The sequence below is a fragment of the Comamonas terrigena NBRC 13299 genome (assembly GCF_006740045.1).
Taxonomy (GTDB): Bacteria; Pseudomonadota; Gammaproteobacteria; order Burkholderiales; family Burkholderiaceae_C; genus Comamonas; species Comamonas terrigena.
Genome location: NZ_AP019749.1, coordinates 3,503,938 through 3,520,814 on the forward strand (window position 1 = coordinate 3,503,938; position 16,877 = coordinate 3,520,814).

General features: G+C 67.1%; 14 protein-coding genes and 1 pseudogene. 11 read left to right on the forward strand and 4 right to left on the reverse strand.

Translation table 11 applies throughout. From position 1 onward, the window contains the following. The first annotated feature begins 3 nt into the window (after positions 1-3). The 4 genes from pgaB (at position 4) to CT3_RS15980 (ending at position 4,277) form a co-directional block, all read left to right on the forward strand. Complete coding sequence (pgaB, locus tag CT3_RS15965; RefSeq protein ID WP_066536407.1) at positions 4-2,046, forward strand: poly-beta-1,6-N-acetyl-D-glucosamine N-deacetylase PgaB; 2,043 nt, start codon at positions 4-6, stop codon at positions 2,044-2,046. Beyond that, positions 2,043-3,389 carry a poly-beta-1,6-N-acetyl-D-glucosamine synthase gene (gene pgaC / locus CT3_RS15970; RefSeq protein WP_066536408.1) on the forward strand — a complete coding sequence of 449 codons (1,347 nt, stop codon included), beginning with the start codon at positions 2,043-2,045 and terminating at the stop codon, positions 3,387-3,389. Before pgaB ends, pgaC begins: the two co-directional genes overlap by 4 nt. Beyond that, a complete protein-coding gene (gene pgaD / locus CT3_RS15975; RefSeq protein WP_066536409.1) occupies positions 3,386-3,913 on the forward strand; it encodes a poly-beta-1,6-N-acetyl-D-glucosamine biosynthesis protein PgaD in 528 nt (175 codons plus the stop codon). Before pgaC ends, pgaD begins: the two co-directional genes overlap by 4 nt. A gap of 142 nt (positions 3,914-4,055) precedes the next feature. Beyond that, on the forward strand, positions 4,056-4,277 hold the full coding sequence (locus CT3_RS15980) for a glycine zipper domain-containing protein (RefSeq protein ID WP_066536412.1): 222 nt from the start codon (positions 4,056-4,058) through the stop codon (positions 4,275-4,277). A gap of 143 nt (positions 4,278-4,420) precedes the next feature. On the opposite strand, the gene CT3_RS15985 is transcribed toward CT3_RS15980, so the two are convergent. After that, on the reverse strand, positions 4,421-5,077 hold the full coding sequence (locus tag CT3_RS15985) for a DedA family protein (protein WP_066536414.1): 657 nt from the start codon (positions 5,075-5,077) through the stop codon (positions 4,421-4,423). Positions 5,078-5,422: 345 nt separating this feature from the next. Here CT3_RS15985 and CT3_RS15990 point away from each other — a divergent pair, with 345 nt between their 5' ends. From CT3_RS15990 to gdhA, 4 genes and pseudogenes are all read left to right on the forward strand, one after another. After that, positions 5,423-5,659, forward strand: a complete 237-nt coding sequence (locus tag CT3_RS15990) for a glycine zipper 2TM domain-containing protein (protein ID WP_066536417.1) — start codon at positions 5,423-5,425, stop codon at positions 5,657-5,659. A 192-nt stretch (positions 5,660-5,851) separates the two neighbouring features. Next, positions 5,852-7,821, forward strand: a pseudogene (gene mutL / locus CT3_RS15995) (DNA mismatch repair endonuclease MutL). Between the two features lie 92 nt (positions 7,822-7,913). After that, positions 7,914-8,759 carry a MurR/RpiR family transcriptional regulator gene (locus CT3_RS16000; RefSeq protein WP_066536420.1) on the forward strand — a complete coding sequence of 282 codons (846 nt, stop codon included), beginning with the start codon at positions 7,914-7,916 and terminating at the stop codon, positions 8,757-8,759. 717 nt (positions 8,760-9,476) lie between these two features. Continuing rightward, positions 9,477-10,823: an NADP-specific glutamate dehydrogenase gene (gdhA, locus tag CT3_RS16005; protein ID WP_066536423.1), complete on the forward strand. Its 1,347-nt coding sequence runs from the start codon at positions 9,477-9,479 to the stop codon at positions 10,821-10,823. A gap of 128 nt (positions 10,824-10,951) precedes the next feature. On the opposite strand, the gene CT3_RS16010 is transcribed toward gdhA, so the two are convergent. Next, complete coding sequence (locus CT3_RS16010; RefSeq protein ID WP_083520446.1) at positions 10,952-11,704, reverse strand: sulfite exporter TauE/SafE family protein; 753 nt, start codon at positions 11,702-11,704, stop codon at positions 10,952-10,954. A gap of 134 nt (positions 11,705-11,838) precedes the next feature. Between CT3_RS16010 and CT3_RS16015 the strand changes: the two genes are divergently transcribed. Further along, on the forward strand, positions 11,839-12,846 hold the full coding sequence (locus CT3_RS16015; protein ID WP_066536428.1) for a LysR family transcriptional regulator: 1,008 nt from the start codon (positions 11,839-11,841) through the stop codon (positions 12,844-12,846). Positions 12,847-13,028: 182 nt separating this feature from the next. Beyond that, entirely contained in the window at positions 13,029-14,024 is a 996-nt protein-coding gene (locus tag CT3_RS16020) for a porin (protein WP_066536429.1), read from the forward strand. A 23-nt stretch (positions 14,025-14,047) separates the two neighbouring features. Here the strand turns inward: CT3_RS16020 and CT3_RS16025 are convergent, their stop codons facing one another. Continuing rightward, a complete protein-coding gene (locus CT3_RS16025) occupies positions 14,048-15,160 on the reverse strand; it encodes an alkene reductase (protein WP_066536431.1) in 1,113 nt (370 codons plus the stop codon). Positions 15,161-15,382: 222 nt separating this feature from the next. On the opposite strand from CT3_RS16025, the gene CT3_RS16030 reads away from it, so the two are divergent. Then, entirely contained in the window at positions 15,383-15,838 is a 456-nt protein-coding gene (locus CT3_RS16030) for a cupin domain-containing protein (protein WP_066536433.1), read from the forward strand. Between the two features lie 126 nt (positions 15,839-15,964). Here CT3_RS16030 and CT3_RS16035 read toward each other — a convergent pair whose 3' ends face one another. Beyond that, a complete protein-coding gene (locus CT3_RS16035) occupies positions 15,965-16,837 on the reverse strand; it encodes a methylglyoxal synthase (RefSeq protein WP_066536436.1) in 873 nt (290 codons plus the stop codon). Positions 16,838-16,877 lie beyond the last annotated feature (40 nt).

Sequence of the window (16,877 nt, forward strand, 5' to 3'; positions counted from 1 at the left end):
GCCATGAACACACCCACCCGCTCCTTCCGCCGCCTGCTGGCCTTGCTGCTGTCCGCCGCCGCACTGCTCGGGGCTGGCTGTGCCAAAGACATTCCGGTGTTCACCCCGCCCGCCGAACGCACTGTCGCCAGCCATGACAAGGCCTGGCCCCGCAACCACTATCTGACCCTGGCCTACCACGCCATCCAGGACGGCGTGGCCGACCAGTCCTTCATTGCCGTGCGCACGGACCAGCTGGTGGCGCAGCTGCAATGGCTGCGCATGAACGGCTACCAGGCCGTGTCGGTGGACCAGATCCTGGCCGCCCAGAAAGGCGGTCCGGAGCTTCCGCCCAAGGCCGTGCTGCTGACGTTCGACGATGGCTACAAGGACTTCTACACCCGGGTGATCCCTCTGCTGCGCAGCTTCCACTGGCCGGCGGTGCTGGCGCCGGTGGGCAGCTGGATGCTGACCCCGGCCTCCCAGCCCGTGATCTTTGGCGATGAACCTGCCCCCCGGGAGCTGTTCCTGAACGCAAAGGAGCTGGGCCAGGTGGCCAAGTCGCCGCTGGTGGAAATCGGCGCCCACACCTTCGCCTCCCACAAGGGCAGCCAGGGCAACCCCCAGGGCAATCTGATGCCCCATATGGCCAACCACCAGTACCTGCCGGACCAGCAGCGCTACGAGACCTCGCAGGAATTCCAGCAGCGGGTGCGCGACGATGTGCGGGCCGTCACGCGCACCATCATCGAAACCACAGGCCGCAAGCCCCGGGTCTGGGTCTGGCCCTACGGCCGCGCCAGCGGCGAAGCGCTGCAGATCATCCGCGAAGAAGGCTACGAGCTGTTCCTGACCCTGGAAGTGGGTCTGGCCGATGTGCAGAAACCCGACAACGTGCCGCGCCTGCTGATGACGGGGCGCGACAACATCGAGTCGATTGCGGCACTGATGGTGGACGAGGCTCCCTCCCCCAATCTGCGGGTCGCGCACATCGATCTGGACTACCTGTACGACGCCGATCCGGCGCAGCAGGCCAAGAACCTGGACCTGCTGGTGCAGCGCATTGCGGACATGAAGATCAACACCGTCTTCCTGCAGGCGTTTTCCGATCCCGATGGCGACGGTCTGGTCCGGGAGGTCTACTTTCCCAACACGGTGCTGCCCATGCGTGCCGACCTCTTCAACCGTGTGGCCTGGCAGCTGGCCAGCCGCGGCGGTGTGCGCGTCTATGCCTGGATGCCGGTGCTGAGCCTGGCGCTGGACGACAGCTACCCACGCGTCAGCCGATGGAACCCGGCCGATGGCCAGGTGGCGGTCGATCCCGGGCAGTACCAGCGCCTGAGCCCTTTCAATGCCCGCAACCGCGCGGCCGTCGGCAGGCTGTACGAGGACCTGGCCCGCCATGCATCGTTTGCCGGGGTGCTCTACCACGATGATGCCCTGCTGTCCGATTTTGAGGATGCCGGCCCCGATGCCCTGGCGGCCTATGAGCGTGCCGGGCTGCCCCAGGACATCCGTGCCATCCGCGCGGATCCGGCGCTGATGCAGCGCTGGACACGCTTCAAATCCCAGGCCCTGGTGCAGTTCACGCAGGAGCTGACGGACAAGGTGCGCAGGATCCGCGGCCCGGAAATCAAGACCGCCCGCAACATTTTTGCTGCCCCGATCCTGGACCCCAAGGCCGAACAATGGTTCGCGCAGAACCCCGACGACTTCCTGAACGCCTATGACTGGACCGCACCGATGGCCATGCCCTACATGGAATCGGTGCCCCGGCAGGACGCCAACCGCTGGCTGGACCAGCTGGTGGACCACATGGCCCAACGCCCGGGCGCGCTGCAGAAAACCATTTTCGAGCTGCAGACGCGCGACTGGCGCCAACCCGGCGCGCACGCGTCTTCCACCGCTCAGCTGATCGACTCCCAGGTGATTGCCACCTGGATGCGCCGGCTGCAACTGCGTGGCGTGCAGCACTACGGCTATTACCCGGATGACTTCACCCAGGACCATCCCGTGCTGAAGGACATCCGTCCCCACATGTCCATTACCTGGTATCCCTACCCATGAAACACCGAATCTTTGCCTTTGTGCTCATGGTGTGTGTCATCGCCATGCCATTCGTGGTCGCCGTGGCTGTCACGGGCGACCTGGTCCTGGACTTTGTCTTCTTCTACCCGCTGCTGATGTCGGCGCTGTGGATGGCGGGGGGCCTGTATTTCTATCTGCACCTGGAGCGCGCATGGAAATGGGGTGACCGCCTGGAAGACCGCGAGGTGCCCCCCCTGCCCGGCTCACCCCAGGTGGCCATCATCATCCCCTGCTTCAACGAAGAAAAGAATGCCGAGGAGACCTTGCTGGCGGCGCTGCAGCAGCGCTACGCGAATGTGGAGGTGATCGCCGTCAACGATGGCTCCTCCGACGGCACGGCCGTCCTGCTGGAACGCATGGCAGCCGCCCACCCCCGCCTGCGCGTGGTGCACCTGGCCGAAAACCAGGGCAAGGCCATGGCGCTGCGCATGGGCGCGCTGTCGTCCAACAGCGAGTACCTGGTCTGCATCGATGGCGACGCCATTCTCGACCCCGATGCCGTGTCCTTTCTGGTGCGGCCCATGCTGGACAACCCGCGCGTCGGCGCCGTGACCGGCAACCCCCGGGTGCGCACGCGCTCCACGCTGGTGGGCATTGTCCAGGTCGGCGAGTTCTCGTCCATCATCGGCCTGATCAAGCGCACCCAGCGGGTGTACGGCCAGGTGTTCACCGTGTCGGGTGTGATTGCGGCTTTCCGCCGCCAGGCACTGGACCGCGTGGGCTACTGGAGCCTGGACATGGTGACCGAGGACATCGACATCAGCTGGAAGCTGCAGCGCGACCACTGGTCCATCTTCTACGAACCCCGCGCGCTGGGCTGGATTCTGATGCCCGAAACCCTGCGCGGCCTGTGGAAGCAGCGCCTGCGCTGGGCCCAGGGCGGCGCCGAGATCTTCCTGAAGAACTTCGGCAGCCTGCTGCGCTGGCGCAACCGCCGCATGTGGCCGCTGCTGGCGGAGTTTCTGGTCTCCACCCTGTGGGCCTACGCCTTTGTGCTGTCGATCCTGCTGTTCCTGCTGGGTAAGGTCATGCCGCTGCCGACCCATATCCATGTGGAAACCCTGTTCCCGCCGGCGTTCACCGGCCTGGTGCTGGGGGCCACCTGTCTGCTGCAGTTCGCGGTCAGCATCTACATCGACCGGCGCTATGAGAAAGGCCTGGTCGGCACCCTGTTCTGGGTGATCTGGTACCCGCTGGTGTTCTGGATGACCAATCTGTTCACCAGCCTGGTGAGCTTTCCCAAGGTCATGCTGCGCCGCCAGCCCCAGCGCGCCCGCTGGGTCAGCCCGGACCGGGGTATCCAACAACTGGAGACACCATGATGGCCACCCCCACCACACCGGCAGCCAACCACCTGCCGCTTGAAATCGATGCCTCCACCATGGTGATCCGCAGCCAGCGCTCCGCGTTCCGGCATGCGGTGGACTGGATCGTGACCCTGCTGGCCTGGTGCGCCTTTCTGTACCTGCTGGTCCGCGGCATCATGGCCGTGGGCAGCAACCAGATGCAGGGCGTGGACATGCCGTTCTTCTCCCGCGTCATGCCGTCCGTGGACACCTTGATCATCTACGCCCTGGCCATGGTGCTGCAGGGTCTGTTCCTGCTGGTCTGGGCGCTGTACAACTGGAGCCGTTTCCACGGCAAGACCCGCCGCAGTTCCGCCAGCGCCCTGGACGATGCACGTCTGACCCGCAGCTACGGCATCGACCAGGCGGCCCTCGACAACCTGCGTTCCCAACCGGTATCGGTGATCCACCATGCGCCTGACGGCTCGATCACGGCCATCGCCCAGGAGCGTGCAGCACCCCGCTCGCGCACGGAGCCGCCCAGCCTGCGCCAGGCATGAAACAACCGAGACAAAGCGTAGCCCTCCTTGCGTCCTACATGGATACCCGATGGATGTCCGACACGCTGGTGCAGCCCAGCAGGCAAGACTGTCTGCAATGGGGCTGCGCACTGCAGCTCACAGATGGATGAAAGGAGCTGAAATGCACACATTGCAACGCCTTGGTAGCTGTGTCGCCGTGCTGGCATTGGCAGCAGGCCTCGGTGGCTGTGCCAACAACCAGCAACTGGGGACGGGCGTAGGCGCCGTCGCCGGTGGGGTGGTGGGGGATGCCGTTTTCGGCGGCCCTGTCGGCACTATCGGTGGTGCGGCCGCAGGCGCCGTGATTGGCAACCAGATCGGCAAGAACCAGGACCGCCGCTGACCGCCTGGACGGGGGACTGCCAACCCCCGGCCACCGTGCCGGGCGTGGCTGGCAGCGCACCCGCCATGAAAAAAGCCACTGCAGCGCTGCAGTGGCTTTTTTTGTCCCGGCCCGCACGGCGCCGTGCGGGATCCGCCCTCCGGTCAGCGGATGGCGACCTGCTGCTCCTTGCGGCCGGCGCGCCAGGCGCCGTAGATGGCGATCAGGCCCGGCACCAGAATCAGCGCCCAGATGATCTTTTCCAGGTGCTGCTTCACAAATGCCAGATTGCCGAAGAAATAGCCGGCGGCCGTGATGCCCAGCACCCAGATCAGTGCACCCACCACGTTGAACAGCGTGAACTTGCCGCGTCCCATGTGCGCCACACCGGCCACGAACGGCGCAAACGTGCGAATGAACGGCATGAACCGCGCCAGGATGATGGTGATGCCGCCATAGCGCTCATAGAAGTTGTGCGCCTGGTCAAACGCCCGGCGGTTGAACCAGCGCGAATCCTCCCACTGGAACACCTTGGGCCCCAGAAAGCGCCCGATGCTGTAGTTGCTCTGGTCGCCCAGGATCGCCGCGGCCAGCAACACCCCGCAGGCCAGCGAATAGTCCATCATGCCGGCGCCGGCCAGCGCACCGACGATGAACAGCAGCGAGTCGCCCGGCAGAAACGGCATGACCACCACGCCGGTTTCCACAAACACGATGAGGAACAACAGTCCGTACACCCACGGACCATAGGCCAGCACAAACGCCTCCAGGTGCTTGTCCACGTGGAGGATGAAGTCGATCAGAAACTGGATGATTTCCAAAATGCGCTCTCTCAGTAATCGGTAGGGCGTGGGGCCGTCATTCCAGCGGATTTTTCGGCACACGCTCAGAACGCCCACCCATCGGTGCGCGCTTGCTGCGCGTACTGTAGCGCTGTCGGTGGTGCCGCTGCACCTTGCGTGGAATTTGCACACCTTTTCATGCAATAGAAACCTTTGCTTTCAAGCAATTCGATTTGCCCTGTCAACGCATGCGCTTTGTTACACATCTTTATGTGCCGGCGACAGGTTCTTCGCAAAACCCGGCCTGCGAGACGGCACAGTGCGCCCATGCGCCAACAACTCCGTTGGTGAGAGTTGGTGATTCCATAAGGAGGAATTGTTGTGATGAAGCGAACCCTGGCCCTGACCACCCTGACCCTGGCTGCCTTCGGCATGGCCGGATGTGCCCACCACCCATCGAACAGCCAGATCGGCACCGGTGTGGGTGCCGTCGCCGGCGGCGTGCTGGGCAATGCCCTCTTCGGCGGCCCGGTGGGCACCATCGGCGGCGCCGCTGCCGGCGCCCTGCTGGGCAATGAAGTGGGCAAGAACAGCGAAGGCGGCCGCCGTTACCGCCGCTGAGCCCCTTCCCGGTCGACCTGGTACTGATCCGCGCCGGCTGCCTGCGGCCAGCGCGTTCACTTCACCCGCCGCCCCCAGGGCTGCGGGTTTTTTTATGCCCGCACCTGTTCCACTCCGGCCCGCCCCTATCCCGGCCTGCGGTATGGCCGCCGCGGCGGGCACCCGGGCCGGCACTGCATAGAATCACCGGCAATGACTTCCTCTGACAGCACGCCCGCTCGCCGGCGCATCCAGGACCTTCCTGACGAACTCATCAGCCAGATCGCCGCCGGCGAGGTGGTGGAGCGCCCCGCCTCCGTGGTGCGCGAGCTGGTGGACAACGCCCTGGATGCGGGTGCCACGCAGATCACGCTGCGCCTGCTGGCAGGCGGTGTGCGCCTGATCTCGGTCGAAGACGACGGCATCGGCATTCCCCGCGACGAACTGCCGGTGGCCCTGCGCCGCCATGCCACCAGCAAGATCCGGGATCTGCACGACCTGGAAACCGTGGTCACCATGGGCTTTCGGGGCGAGGCACTGGCGGCCAGGGCACGACGCTGGAAGTCAAGGAACTGTTCTTCAGCACCCCGGCCCGCCGCAAGTTCCTGAAAAGCGATGCCACCGAGCTGGCGCACTGCATCGAAGCCGTGCGCCGCCACGCCCTGGCCCGCCCGGACGTGGGTTTTGCCATCTGGCACGAAGGCAAGCTGGTGGAGCAGTGGCGCGCCGTGCCCGCCGGCACCCTGACGGATGCGGCCCTGGCCCTGCGCCTGGCCGATGTGCTGGGCCAGGAGTTTGTGGACAACACCCTGCCGGTGCAGCGCACCAGCAGCAGCGGCATCACGGTGATCGGCCGTGCCGGTCTGCCGGACGCCGCCCGCTCCCGCCCGGACCAGCAGTACTGCTATGTCAACGGCCGCTTTGTGCGCGACAAGGTGCTGACGCATGCTGCCAAGAGCGCCTACGAAGACGTGCTGCACGGCCACAAACAGCCGCTGTATGCGCTGTACATCGACATCGATCCGGCCCGGGTGGACGTGAACGTGCACCCCACCAAGATCGAAGTGCGCTTTCGCGACAGCCGCGAAGTGCACCAGGCCGTGCGCCACGCCATCGAGGACGCCCTGGCCGCCCCGCGCGCCGCGCTGCTGGCGGCCCAGGCCGAGGCGCAGTCACCGAATCCGGACGGCGGCGTTCCTGCTGGTGCCACAGCGGCGACAGCCGCCTGGCAGCCCCAGACCCCAACGCCCGCCCGCACACCCCAGGTGCAGTACGCCATGCCGCTGACCGAGCGCGCCGGCCATGTGGTCAACGACATGACGGCGCTGTGGGCCCCGATGCGCGAAGCCAACCCGGCCGGCACGGCAGTCCCCGCAGCCGCTGCGACCGACGCAGCTGCCGATGCGCTTGCCGCCGCCTCCGCACCGGCCTTCGCGGCCATGGCGCCCCTGGCCGCAGAACCTGCCCTGGCCGGTCCGCAGCTGGCCCCGGCCAACACCGTGCCGGCACCGTCGCCCACGGCCATCCCGGGTACTCCCGGCACGCCGGCGGCAGAAAGCACATCCTCCGCCACCCAGGCCACCGCCGATGCGGCAGCCTGGCCGCTGGGTCGCGCCGTGGCCCAGGTGCATGGCGTCTACATCCTGGCCGAAAACGCCCAGGGCATGGTGATTGTGGACATGCATGCGGCGCACGAGCGCATCGTCTACGAGCGCCTCAAAGCCCAGCTGGGCAACGACCAGCCCATCGCCAGCCAGCCGCTGCTGATTCCCGCCACCTTTGCTGCCACACCGCAGGAAGTGGCCACGGCCGAAGCCCATGCCGACACGTTGCGCGAGCTGGGGCTGGAAGTGGCTCCGTTTTCGCCCAAGACCCTGGCCGTGCGGGCCGTGCCGTCCACGCTGGCCCAGGGCGATGCGGTGGAGCTGGCGCGCAGCGTGCTGGCCGAGCTGGAGCAGCAGGATGCCAGCGGCGTGGTGCAGCGCGCACGCAACGAGATTCTGGCCACCATGGCCTGCCACGGTGCCGTGCGGGCCAACCGCCGCCTCACCCTGGATGAGATGAACGCCCTGCTGCGCCAGATGGAGACCACCGAGCGCTCCGACCAGTGCAACCACGGCCGCCCGACCTGGCGCCAGCTGAGCATGAAGGAGCTGGACGCGCTGTTCCTGCGCGGCCGCTGATCCCGGGCGGCCCGTGCTGCAGCCTGCCTGCAGCGCGCGCCGCCATTTGTCTCTACACTGTCGCCCCAGTTTCCGCCGAACCGTCTGTTTTCATGGCCACCACCCCCCGCAGCCCTGCTCCCGCCGCCCCCTTCTTTGCCCGCGTGCGCCAGGCGCTGCCCGATTTCTCGCCCACCGAGCGCAAGCTCGCCCAGATGGTGCTGGACCAGCCGCTGAACCCGGCCGGTTACAGCGCCAGCGAACTGGCCCAGCTGACCGGTGTGTCCAACGCCACCGTCACCCGCTTTGTGCGCCGTCTGGGCTTTGAGAGCTATGACGAAGCGCGCCGCCAGGCCCGGCTGGACAGCACGCCCAGTGGCGTGCCGCTGTCGGTGCATGTGGCCGAGCATGCGCCCACCCCCATGCAGCTGTGGCAGCAGGTGCAGGAGAACGTGGCGGCCACCGTGGCCCAGATTCCCGCTCCGGTGATGGATGCCATGGCCTCCGCGCTGAACCAGGCCCCCCAGGTGTTCTGCATGGGCCTGCAGCAGAACCACAGCCTGGCCACGCACCTGCGCTGGCAGCTGCGCCATGGCCTGGGCAAGCGGGCCTTTCTGGTGCCCGACCTGGGCGAAACCGTGCAGGACGTGTTGCCGCGCCTGGACACCCACGATCTGGTGGTTCTGTTTGCGCTGCACAGCACCGACCCGCTGCTGGGCGAAGTGGCCCAGGCCGCGCGCACGGCCGGCGCCAAGGTGCTGTGCATCACCGATCTGGCCAGCACCGCCCCGGCATCCGACTGGCTGCTGCGCTGCCACACCAGCGCCTACAGCCGCAACCAGGGTGGGGCCGAACGCCATGTGCCCCCGGTCTTCGACACCACCGCCGCATCGGCCCTGATCTACAGCCTGACCGCCCACGCCGTGCAGTGGAGCAACCAGCCGTTCGAGCTGATCTGAGCAGCCGGCCAGCGCTGCAGCGCAGGGACTGAACCGCCTGGCCCGGACGGCACGCGGCACGGATTGGCCGCAGTGCCTGCCGACCCTGGGCGGCATCGGTGCGCAGCCAGCCACAGACACCGGCGCACCTGACATGAAGCGGCCCCGCCCGCCGCCATGCACGCCCGCAGCGCGGGCCACCAGAATCGCGCAGGCGGCAGAACAGCGTGAACAACCACCCGGTCTGGGCCACCGCAAGACCGCCTGACCAGACCCGCAACCGTACGGGACAGCGTCCCATGCGGCACCGGCATCGCCTACTGCCGCCGCACCCTTGCCGCTTGCTGCCGCTTTTTGCCAGTCTGCGCGACCGGCCTGTACCGGTGCGGCACGCCATTCCCCTTCAGGCACACACCATCGCCATTCGCGATGTCTTGCATCGCCCCTGCACATGGATTGGAAGCGCTGCCGCCACGCCAGCCCGGCAGCACGCCATGCAGCCCACCGGCCGCTGGCCGTTGCTGGGCGCCATCTCGGCGCGTGCACGGGCCGCTTCGCGGCCCGCACCTCAAATGCTCCAAATTTGTGCACAAACCCACAAATACGCACCAAAAACAATCATTCATGCACCAGTCTTGTAGAGGTTATGTCTTTTTTGGTGCATGCCGCCATACATTTTTGGCATAATTTTCTTCTTCGCATTTCCGCGATCGACCTTTTGTCTGCTGAAAGTTCCTGATGAAGTACGCCTCTCTCGACCAGTTCCTGCAAGAAGTTGCTGCCCGCAACCCTGGCCAGCCCGAATTCCTGCAAGCCGTCACCGAAGTGATGGAATCCCTGTGGCCCTTCATCGAAAAGAACCCCAAGTACGCTGACAACGCCCTGCTGGAACGCCTGGTCGAACCCGAGCGCATCATCCAGTTCCGCGTCAGCTGGACCGACGACAAGGGACAGGTCCAGGTCAACCGCGGCTTCCGCATCCAGCACAGCATGGCCATCGGCCCCTACAAGGGCGGTCTGCGCTTCCACCCCTCGGTCAACCAGTCGGTGCTGAAGTTCCTGGCCTTCGAGCAGACCTTCAAGAACGCACTGACCACGCTGCCCATGGGCGGCGGCAAGGGCGGTTCGGACTTCGACCCCAAGGGCAAGAGCCCGGCCGAAGTCATGCGTTTCTGCCAGGCTTTCGTGCAGGAGCTGTTCCGCCATGTGGGCCCGGACACGGACGTGCCTGCGGGTGACATCGGCGTGGGTGGCCGCGAAGTGGGTTACATGGCTGGCATGTACAAGAAGCTGTCGAACAGCGCTGCCTGCGTGTTCACCGGCAAGGGCCTGACCTTCGGCGGCTCGCTGATCCGCCCTGAAGCCACCGGCTACGGCACCGTGTACTTCGCTGACGAAATGCTCAAGACCCGCGGCAAGTCGTTCGAAGGCATGACCGTCTCCGTGTCCGGCTCCGGCAACGTGGCCCAGTACGCCGTGGAAAAGGCCATGGCCCTGGGTGCCAAGGTCGTCACCGTGTCCGACTCGTCCGGCACCGTGTACGACAAGAACGGCTTCACCACCGAGAAGCTGGCCATCCTGATGGACATCAAGAACAACAAGTACGGCCGCGTCAGCGACTACGCCGCACAGGTGCAGGGCGTGGAATTCCTGGCCGGTCAGCGCCCCTGGTCCATCAAGGTGGACGTGGCCCTGCCTTGCGCCACCCAGAACGAGCTGGACCTGGCCGATGCCAAGACCCTGATCGCCAACGGCGTGATCTGCGTGGCCGAAGGCGCCAACATGCCTTCCACCATCGAAGCCGCCAAGGCCTTCGAAGCCGCTGGCGTGCTGTACGCCCCGGGCAAGGCATCCAACGCCGGTGGCGTGGCCACCTCGGGCCTGGAAATGTCGCAGAACGCAGCCCGCCTGAGCTGGCCTGCCGAAGAAGTGGACGCCCGTCTGCTGCAGATCATGCAAGGCATCCACGCGGCCTGCGTGAAGTACGGCCAACGTGCCGACGGCTCCACCAGCTACATCGACGGCGCCAACATCGCCGGCTTTGTGAAGGTGGCCGAAGCCATGCAAGCCCAGGGCGTGATCTAAGCCCGGCGCTGCGCTGCCGCAGCGCGCAGTGCACGCACTCCAACAGGGACCTTCGGGTCCCTGTTTTGCGTGGTGCGGCACACCAGAATCCCAACCCGACTATTCCCTGGCCGCCTCGCCCTGCTGGTTCAGGATGCTGCCAGCAGTTGCGGCACTGCGGCCGCCAGCATGGCCACCCCCGACAGGGTCAGCAAGCCCAGCACCAGTTGCCGAAAGCGCGCCTCGCTGATGCCGATATACAGCCGGGTGCCCAGCCAGGTGGGCAGCAGCATGGCCGGCGCCACCACGGCACACAGCGGCAGCATCTCGCGGGTGACCATGCCGGTGCCCAGGTACACCGCCATGGTCACCAGCAGCATGGACAGGTTGAAGTTCTGGATCACCGCCCGCTGCAGCTCCTTGGGGTAGCGCCGCAGGGTGCACCACAGCGTGGGCACCACGCCGGTGAAGCCGCCCACGCCGCCCAGCACCCCACCGGCCATGCCGGCCAGCCCGTCGCCCCAGCGCCCGCCCACCACCAGTGCCGGCCAGCGCGGCGCCAGCAGCATCACCGGGCACCACAGCACCAGCAGGCCGCCCAGCAGCGCCTTGAACCAGCGCATGTCCAGCTGCGGCAGCAACCACACCCCCAGCGGAATGCCTGCCAGCCCCCCCAGCACAAACGGCAGCAGCAGCGCCCAGCTCCAGCCCCGGCGCACCGTGAACGCCGCCAGCAACTGGCCCAGCAGCGCCCCCCACACCACCAGCACCGCCGCCAGCTGCGGCGGCAGCACCCAGGCCCAGAGCGACATGGCCACCATGCCGAAAGCAAAGCCCGACAGCCCCTGCACAAACCCCGCCACCCCGGCACCCAGCGCCACCACCATCCACAGCGATTCCATGTCCTGCCACTCCCTCGTGTCTGCACCGCCCGCAACGGCGCGGGCCATGGCGGGGATTCTGGCCACTTGCCATAAGCAAAAAATCGCGTATTTTTATTGCTTCATATCTTTTTACTTATGGAATAACGCTTGCCATGCAGTCCCCTGCCGCGCCCGCCACACCGTTGCCCCAGCTGGCACTGGCCCGCCGCCTGGCCCTGCGGCTGAAGATGAAGCACCTGCTGCTGCTGGTGGCCATTGCCGAGCAGCGCTCGCTGACACGCGTGGCCGAGCAACTGTCCACCAGCCAGCCCGCCGTCACCCAGGCCCTGGCGGAACTGGAAGCCCTGTTCGGCGCGCCACTGTTCACCCGCTCTTCCCGGGGCATGGCCCCCACGGACCTGGGCGCGCTGGTGCTGGCCCGTGCCCGCACCCTGCTGGCGGATCTGGACCACTGGGCACTGGACATGGCCGCCGTGGCCCAGGAGCGTGCCGCCCACCTGCAGGTGGGGGTGATCCCCTTCCTGCCCGGACGCATGCTGGCCCAGGCGATCGACCGCACGCGCCTGCAGGGGCGGCGCATCACCGTCACGCTGCACGAATCCACCAGCGACCAGTTGCTGGAGCGGCTGCGTGCGCACGAGCTGGACTGCGTGGTCGGCCGCACCTCGGCCATCCTGAACATGGACGGTCTGCAGCACACCGTGCTCTACGCCCAGGCACCGCAGCTGGTCGCCCACCGCAAGCTGGCGGCACGCCTGGCCCGGCGGCCGCTGGACTGGGCCGGACTGGCCGAACTGGACTGGGTGCTGGGCCCGCGCAACACGCCCATGCGCGAACAGATCACCGACTTCTTTCTGCGCGCCGGCGTGGAGCCCCCGCCACCCTATGTGGAAAGCCTGTCTGCCAAGGTGATTGGCGAGCTGGTGGCGGCCAATGAACGCGCCGTCTCCATCGTGCCGGCCGATATTGCCCAGGAACTGGTGCGCATTGCCGGCGTGGCCATCGTGCCCCACCAGTTCAGCTGGCAGCTGCCGCCAATCACGCTGTTCCAGCGCAAAGCGGGCGCCCGCTACGCCGAGCAGCAACTGCTGGTGCAGGCCCTGCAGCAGGTCTGTGCCGATCTGCCGGGCCAGGCCGACCGCACCACCCCAAACCCATAGCCTCTGCTGCGCTTTGGCCTGGGCTGCCTGCACCCGGGCCCTGCTTGGCCTAGCATGTCGCCCCTTGCCGCATGGCCGGCCCGCGGTGCTGCCACCGTCCCGCCCCCCATGCGCGCCCGCTGTCCCGTCGCTGCCCAGCAGCGGCCTGGGCATGTGTTTTTTGCCTTTCTTTTCCCATCCCCGTGAACCTACGCACCCCTTCCGTGCTGGCCGTTGCCGCCAGCCTGGCAGCCCTGGCTTTGACCGCCCAGGCCGAAACCACCGGCCTGCAGATCTATGGCCGCATCAACACCTCGGTGGAACGCAGCACCCAGGACCATGTCAGCACCACCGGCATGCTGAACAACGAATCCTTTTTCGGCCTGCGCGGGCAGGAGGATCTCGGTGGCGGCCTGCGGGCGGGCTTCCAACTGGAAAGCGGCTTTGAATCCGACACCGGTGCGAACACCGACACCACGTTCTTCAACCGCAAGAGCGAAGTCCATCTGTCCGGCCACTTCGGCATGCTGCGCATGGGCCGCATCATCAGCGAGGCCTACTACGCCACCGCCGATGTGGTGAATGCGCACAACTTCGACACCGGCACCTCGGCGGATGCGCTGTACGCCTTTGTGTCGCAGGGCAGCAACCATGTGTCCTACCGCACGCCCACCTGGAACGACCTGACGGTGGAGATCGGCACCAGCCTGCACGAACAGGCCGCCGAGCCCGCCAGAAACGCCTGGGACCTGGCCGCCACCTACGCGCAGGGCGACTGGTCCTTTGGCCTGGGCTATGGCGACTGGGGACCGGCCCGCCAGGCCACGCTGCGTGCCACCTATGTCCTCAGCGAAAGCTGGACCTTCTCGGCCTACCACCAGTACAGCCGTGGCTGGGACCACGCCGGCTATGCGGTGGACGCGACCCAGGGCGGCCGCCACACCACGCGCATCGCCGCCATCCACACCCGCGGCGCCAGCGAATACCACGTCAACGTGGGCTATGCCGGCAAGGCCGGCAACGCAGCCGACACCCAGGCCCTGCAATGGACGCTGGCGTACAACTACAACCTGAGCCCGCGCACCAAGCTGTACGCCCTGTTCACCCGGCTGGACAACCGCGCCCATGCCAGCTACGGCACGGGCACCCCCGGCGGGGATCTGCGCTCCTTCGGCGTGGGGCTGCGCCAGTATTTCTGAGCCGCAACCCGGCCCCGCGGCATTCAGGCCGCAAGCGCGGATGCCAGGGGATAGTCGGTCAGCCCCTTGGCCGCACCGCCAAAGAAGGTGCTGCCATCGGGTGGGTTCAGCGCCAGCCCATGCTGCAGGCGGTAGGGCAGATCCGGGTTGGCGATGAAGGGTCGGCCAAAGCCGATCAGATCGACCCAGCCGGCCTGCAAGGCGGCTTCGGCCGTGGCGGCGGTGTATTTCCCCGCATAGATCAGCGTGCCGCGGTAGACCAGCCGCAGCGCTTCCTTGAACGCCACCGGCATCTCGGGCGCATCTTCCCAGTCGACTTCGGCAATGTGGATGTAGGCCACGCCCAGGTCGTCGAGCAGCTTGGCCGCCGCCAGGTAGGTGGCCTGGGGCGTGTCGTCCACCGCGCCATTGAGCGTGGTCAGCGGCGCCAGGCGCACGCCGATGCGGTCCTTGCCCACCACGGCCACCACCGCTTCCACCACTTCCTTCAGAAAGCGCAGGCGGTTGCCCAGGCTGCCGCCGTAGGCGTCGGTGCGGTCGTTGGCCTGGGAATCGATGAACTGGTTGATCAGATAGCCGTTGGCGCCATGCAGCTCGACGCCGTCAAACCCGGCATCCAGCGCGTTGCGGGCCGCGTGGGCGAACTGCTGCACGATGGCCGGAATCTCTTCCAGCGTCAGCGCGCGCGGCATGCTGTGCTGCACCATGCCGCCCACGCCGGCCTCCGGCCCCTGCTGGCCGGGATCCACAAACACTTTCACGCCCTCGGCCAGCAGGGCCGAGGACGACAGCGGCGGCACGCCACCGGGCTGCAGGTCCACATGCGAGATGCGGCCCACATGCCACAGCTGGGCAAAGATGCGGCCACCGGCCTGGTGCACGGCATCGGTCACCTGCTTCCATCCGGCCACCTGCGCGGGGCTGTAGATGCCCGGGGTCCAGGCATAGCCCTGGCCCTGGGGGCTGATCTGCGTGCCTTCGCTGACGATCAGCCCGGCCGAGGCCCGCTGGGCGTAGTACTGCGCCATCAGCGCGGTGGGCACGTCGCCGGCGGCGGCGCGGGAACGGGTCATGGGCGGCATGACCAGGCGGTTGGGCAGCGTCAGTGCGCCCAGGCGGTAGGGGGTGAACAACATCGGCGAAGGCCTTTCAGATGGCATGGCGTCCATAGTCGCGCAGACAGAAAAATGTTGCAGTGCACAGGATATGGCATCGGCGGGACGGCCGCATGGCCTGCTGCGGCACCTGGCGGTCCCGTCCCCGCAGCCCGACCTAGGGCCGCCCCCCTGGCCACCCCGCCCCACTCCCCGGTACAAGAGACAGGTTGTTCCCCTGTCACCCCAGCCTAGGAGAGTTCCATGCCTTTTTCTTCCCGCGCGGCCGTGGCCAGCGTGCTGTGCACCAGTGCCTTGTTCCTGCTGGGCGGCTGCGCCGCCCCCCAGGCCAGCCCGCCCGCCTCACAGGCCTCACAGGCCGCACAGCCCGCGCCTGCCAGCGGCCTGTCGCGCACCCTGGTGGGCAAGGCCGATGTGTCCACCCCCGGGCGTGAAGCCGTGGTGGCCCGGGTCGAAGTGGCCCCCGGCGCACGGGCCGGGCGGCACACCCACCCGGGAGACGAGATCAGCTACGTCAGCGAGGGCCAGGTCGATCTGCTGGTGGACGGCCAGCCGCCCCGTACCCTCAAGGCCGGTGAATCGTTTGTGGTGCCCGCCGGCGTAGTGCACGACGCGCACAACGCCAGCAATGCGGCCGTCAAGCTGATCGGCGTCTACGTGGTGGAAAAGGGCAAGCCGCTGGCCACACCTGCGCCTTGAGCGCACCGCCCCTGAACGCACACAGCCGCCCCAGGGCGGCTGTGTGGTGCCCGGAACGCATCTGCGGAATTCCGTCCCGGCTGCAAAGGCCGCAACTGCAGCAACCACCGCCAACGCGTTACCGCCTTAGCTCCCGGCGCGCCGCACTGCCGCATCGCACCAGCGCTGCGCCACGGCGGGCGAGGTGGCGCAGACCGCCTCGTGGGTGATGGTGGTCACGGCGCGCTCCAGCAGCTGGATGTCGGCCTCATGCTGGCGGGCCACATGTGGGTCTTCAAAGAAGATGGCGCGCTGGCAGCGGCGCTCCAGCACCAGGTCGGCAATCTGCGCGTCGCCGCCCAGCGGGCCGCTGTTGAAGCGGTCCACCCAGGGACGGTCGGCCGGCCAGCCCTTGCTCCAGGCCAGTTCATTGAGCTTTTGCCCCGTGGTGCCGGTACCCACCCGGCGCTGAAAGCGCGAGAGCAGCTCGAAATTGCGGGCCGCAAAGTCCAGCATGGCGGGCTTCATGGCATCGTGGGCGATCAGGGCCACGGTCTGGTGCCCGAAATCGTGAAAGCGGTCGGCGCTGCGGTCGGGCGCCAGACCGGCATGGATGCGCTCCATCTCCACCCAGTCGCGCGCGCTGGCCACGGTCGACAGAAACGGCTTGCCGTGGATCACGCACTGGCGCTTCAGGGCCAGCGCCTCGGGAAAGATGGACGAGGGATCGACCGGGTCGGTCAGATAGATGGCGCCGTCCAGCGTGCGCCCTTCCCCGGGCATGCCCACCACCTCGGCCACCAGCTTCATCAGCCCGCCGTCGCGCCCGTAGGGGTAGCGCACCAGGCCTTTGTAGCCCTTGAGCATTTCGGCCGCCGCAATGGCGTCGCAGGTGCGGCCCACCACATGCAGGCCCAGCTGCAGCTCGCGGATGCCCGGCTCACAGGCGCGCAGCAGGGCGAACAGGGCGCCATCTTCGGTTTGGTGGTGCAGTCGGTTGGCGGCAAGACCCAAGAGCATGTCGGAGCATTCCCATAAAACTGGTTGGATTACCGAGCAT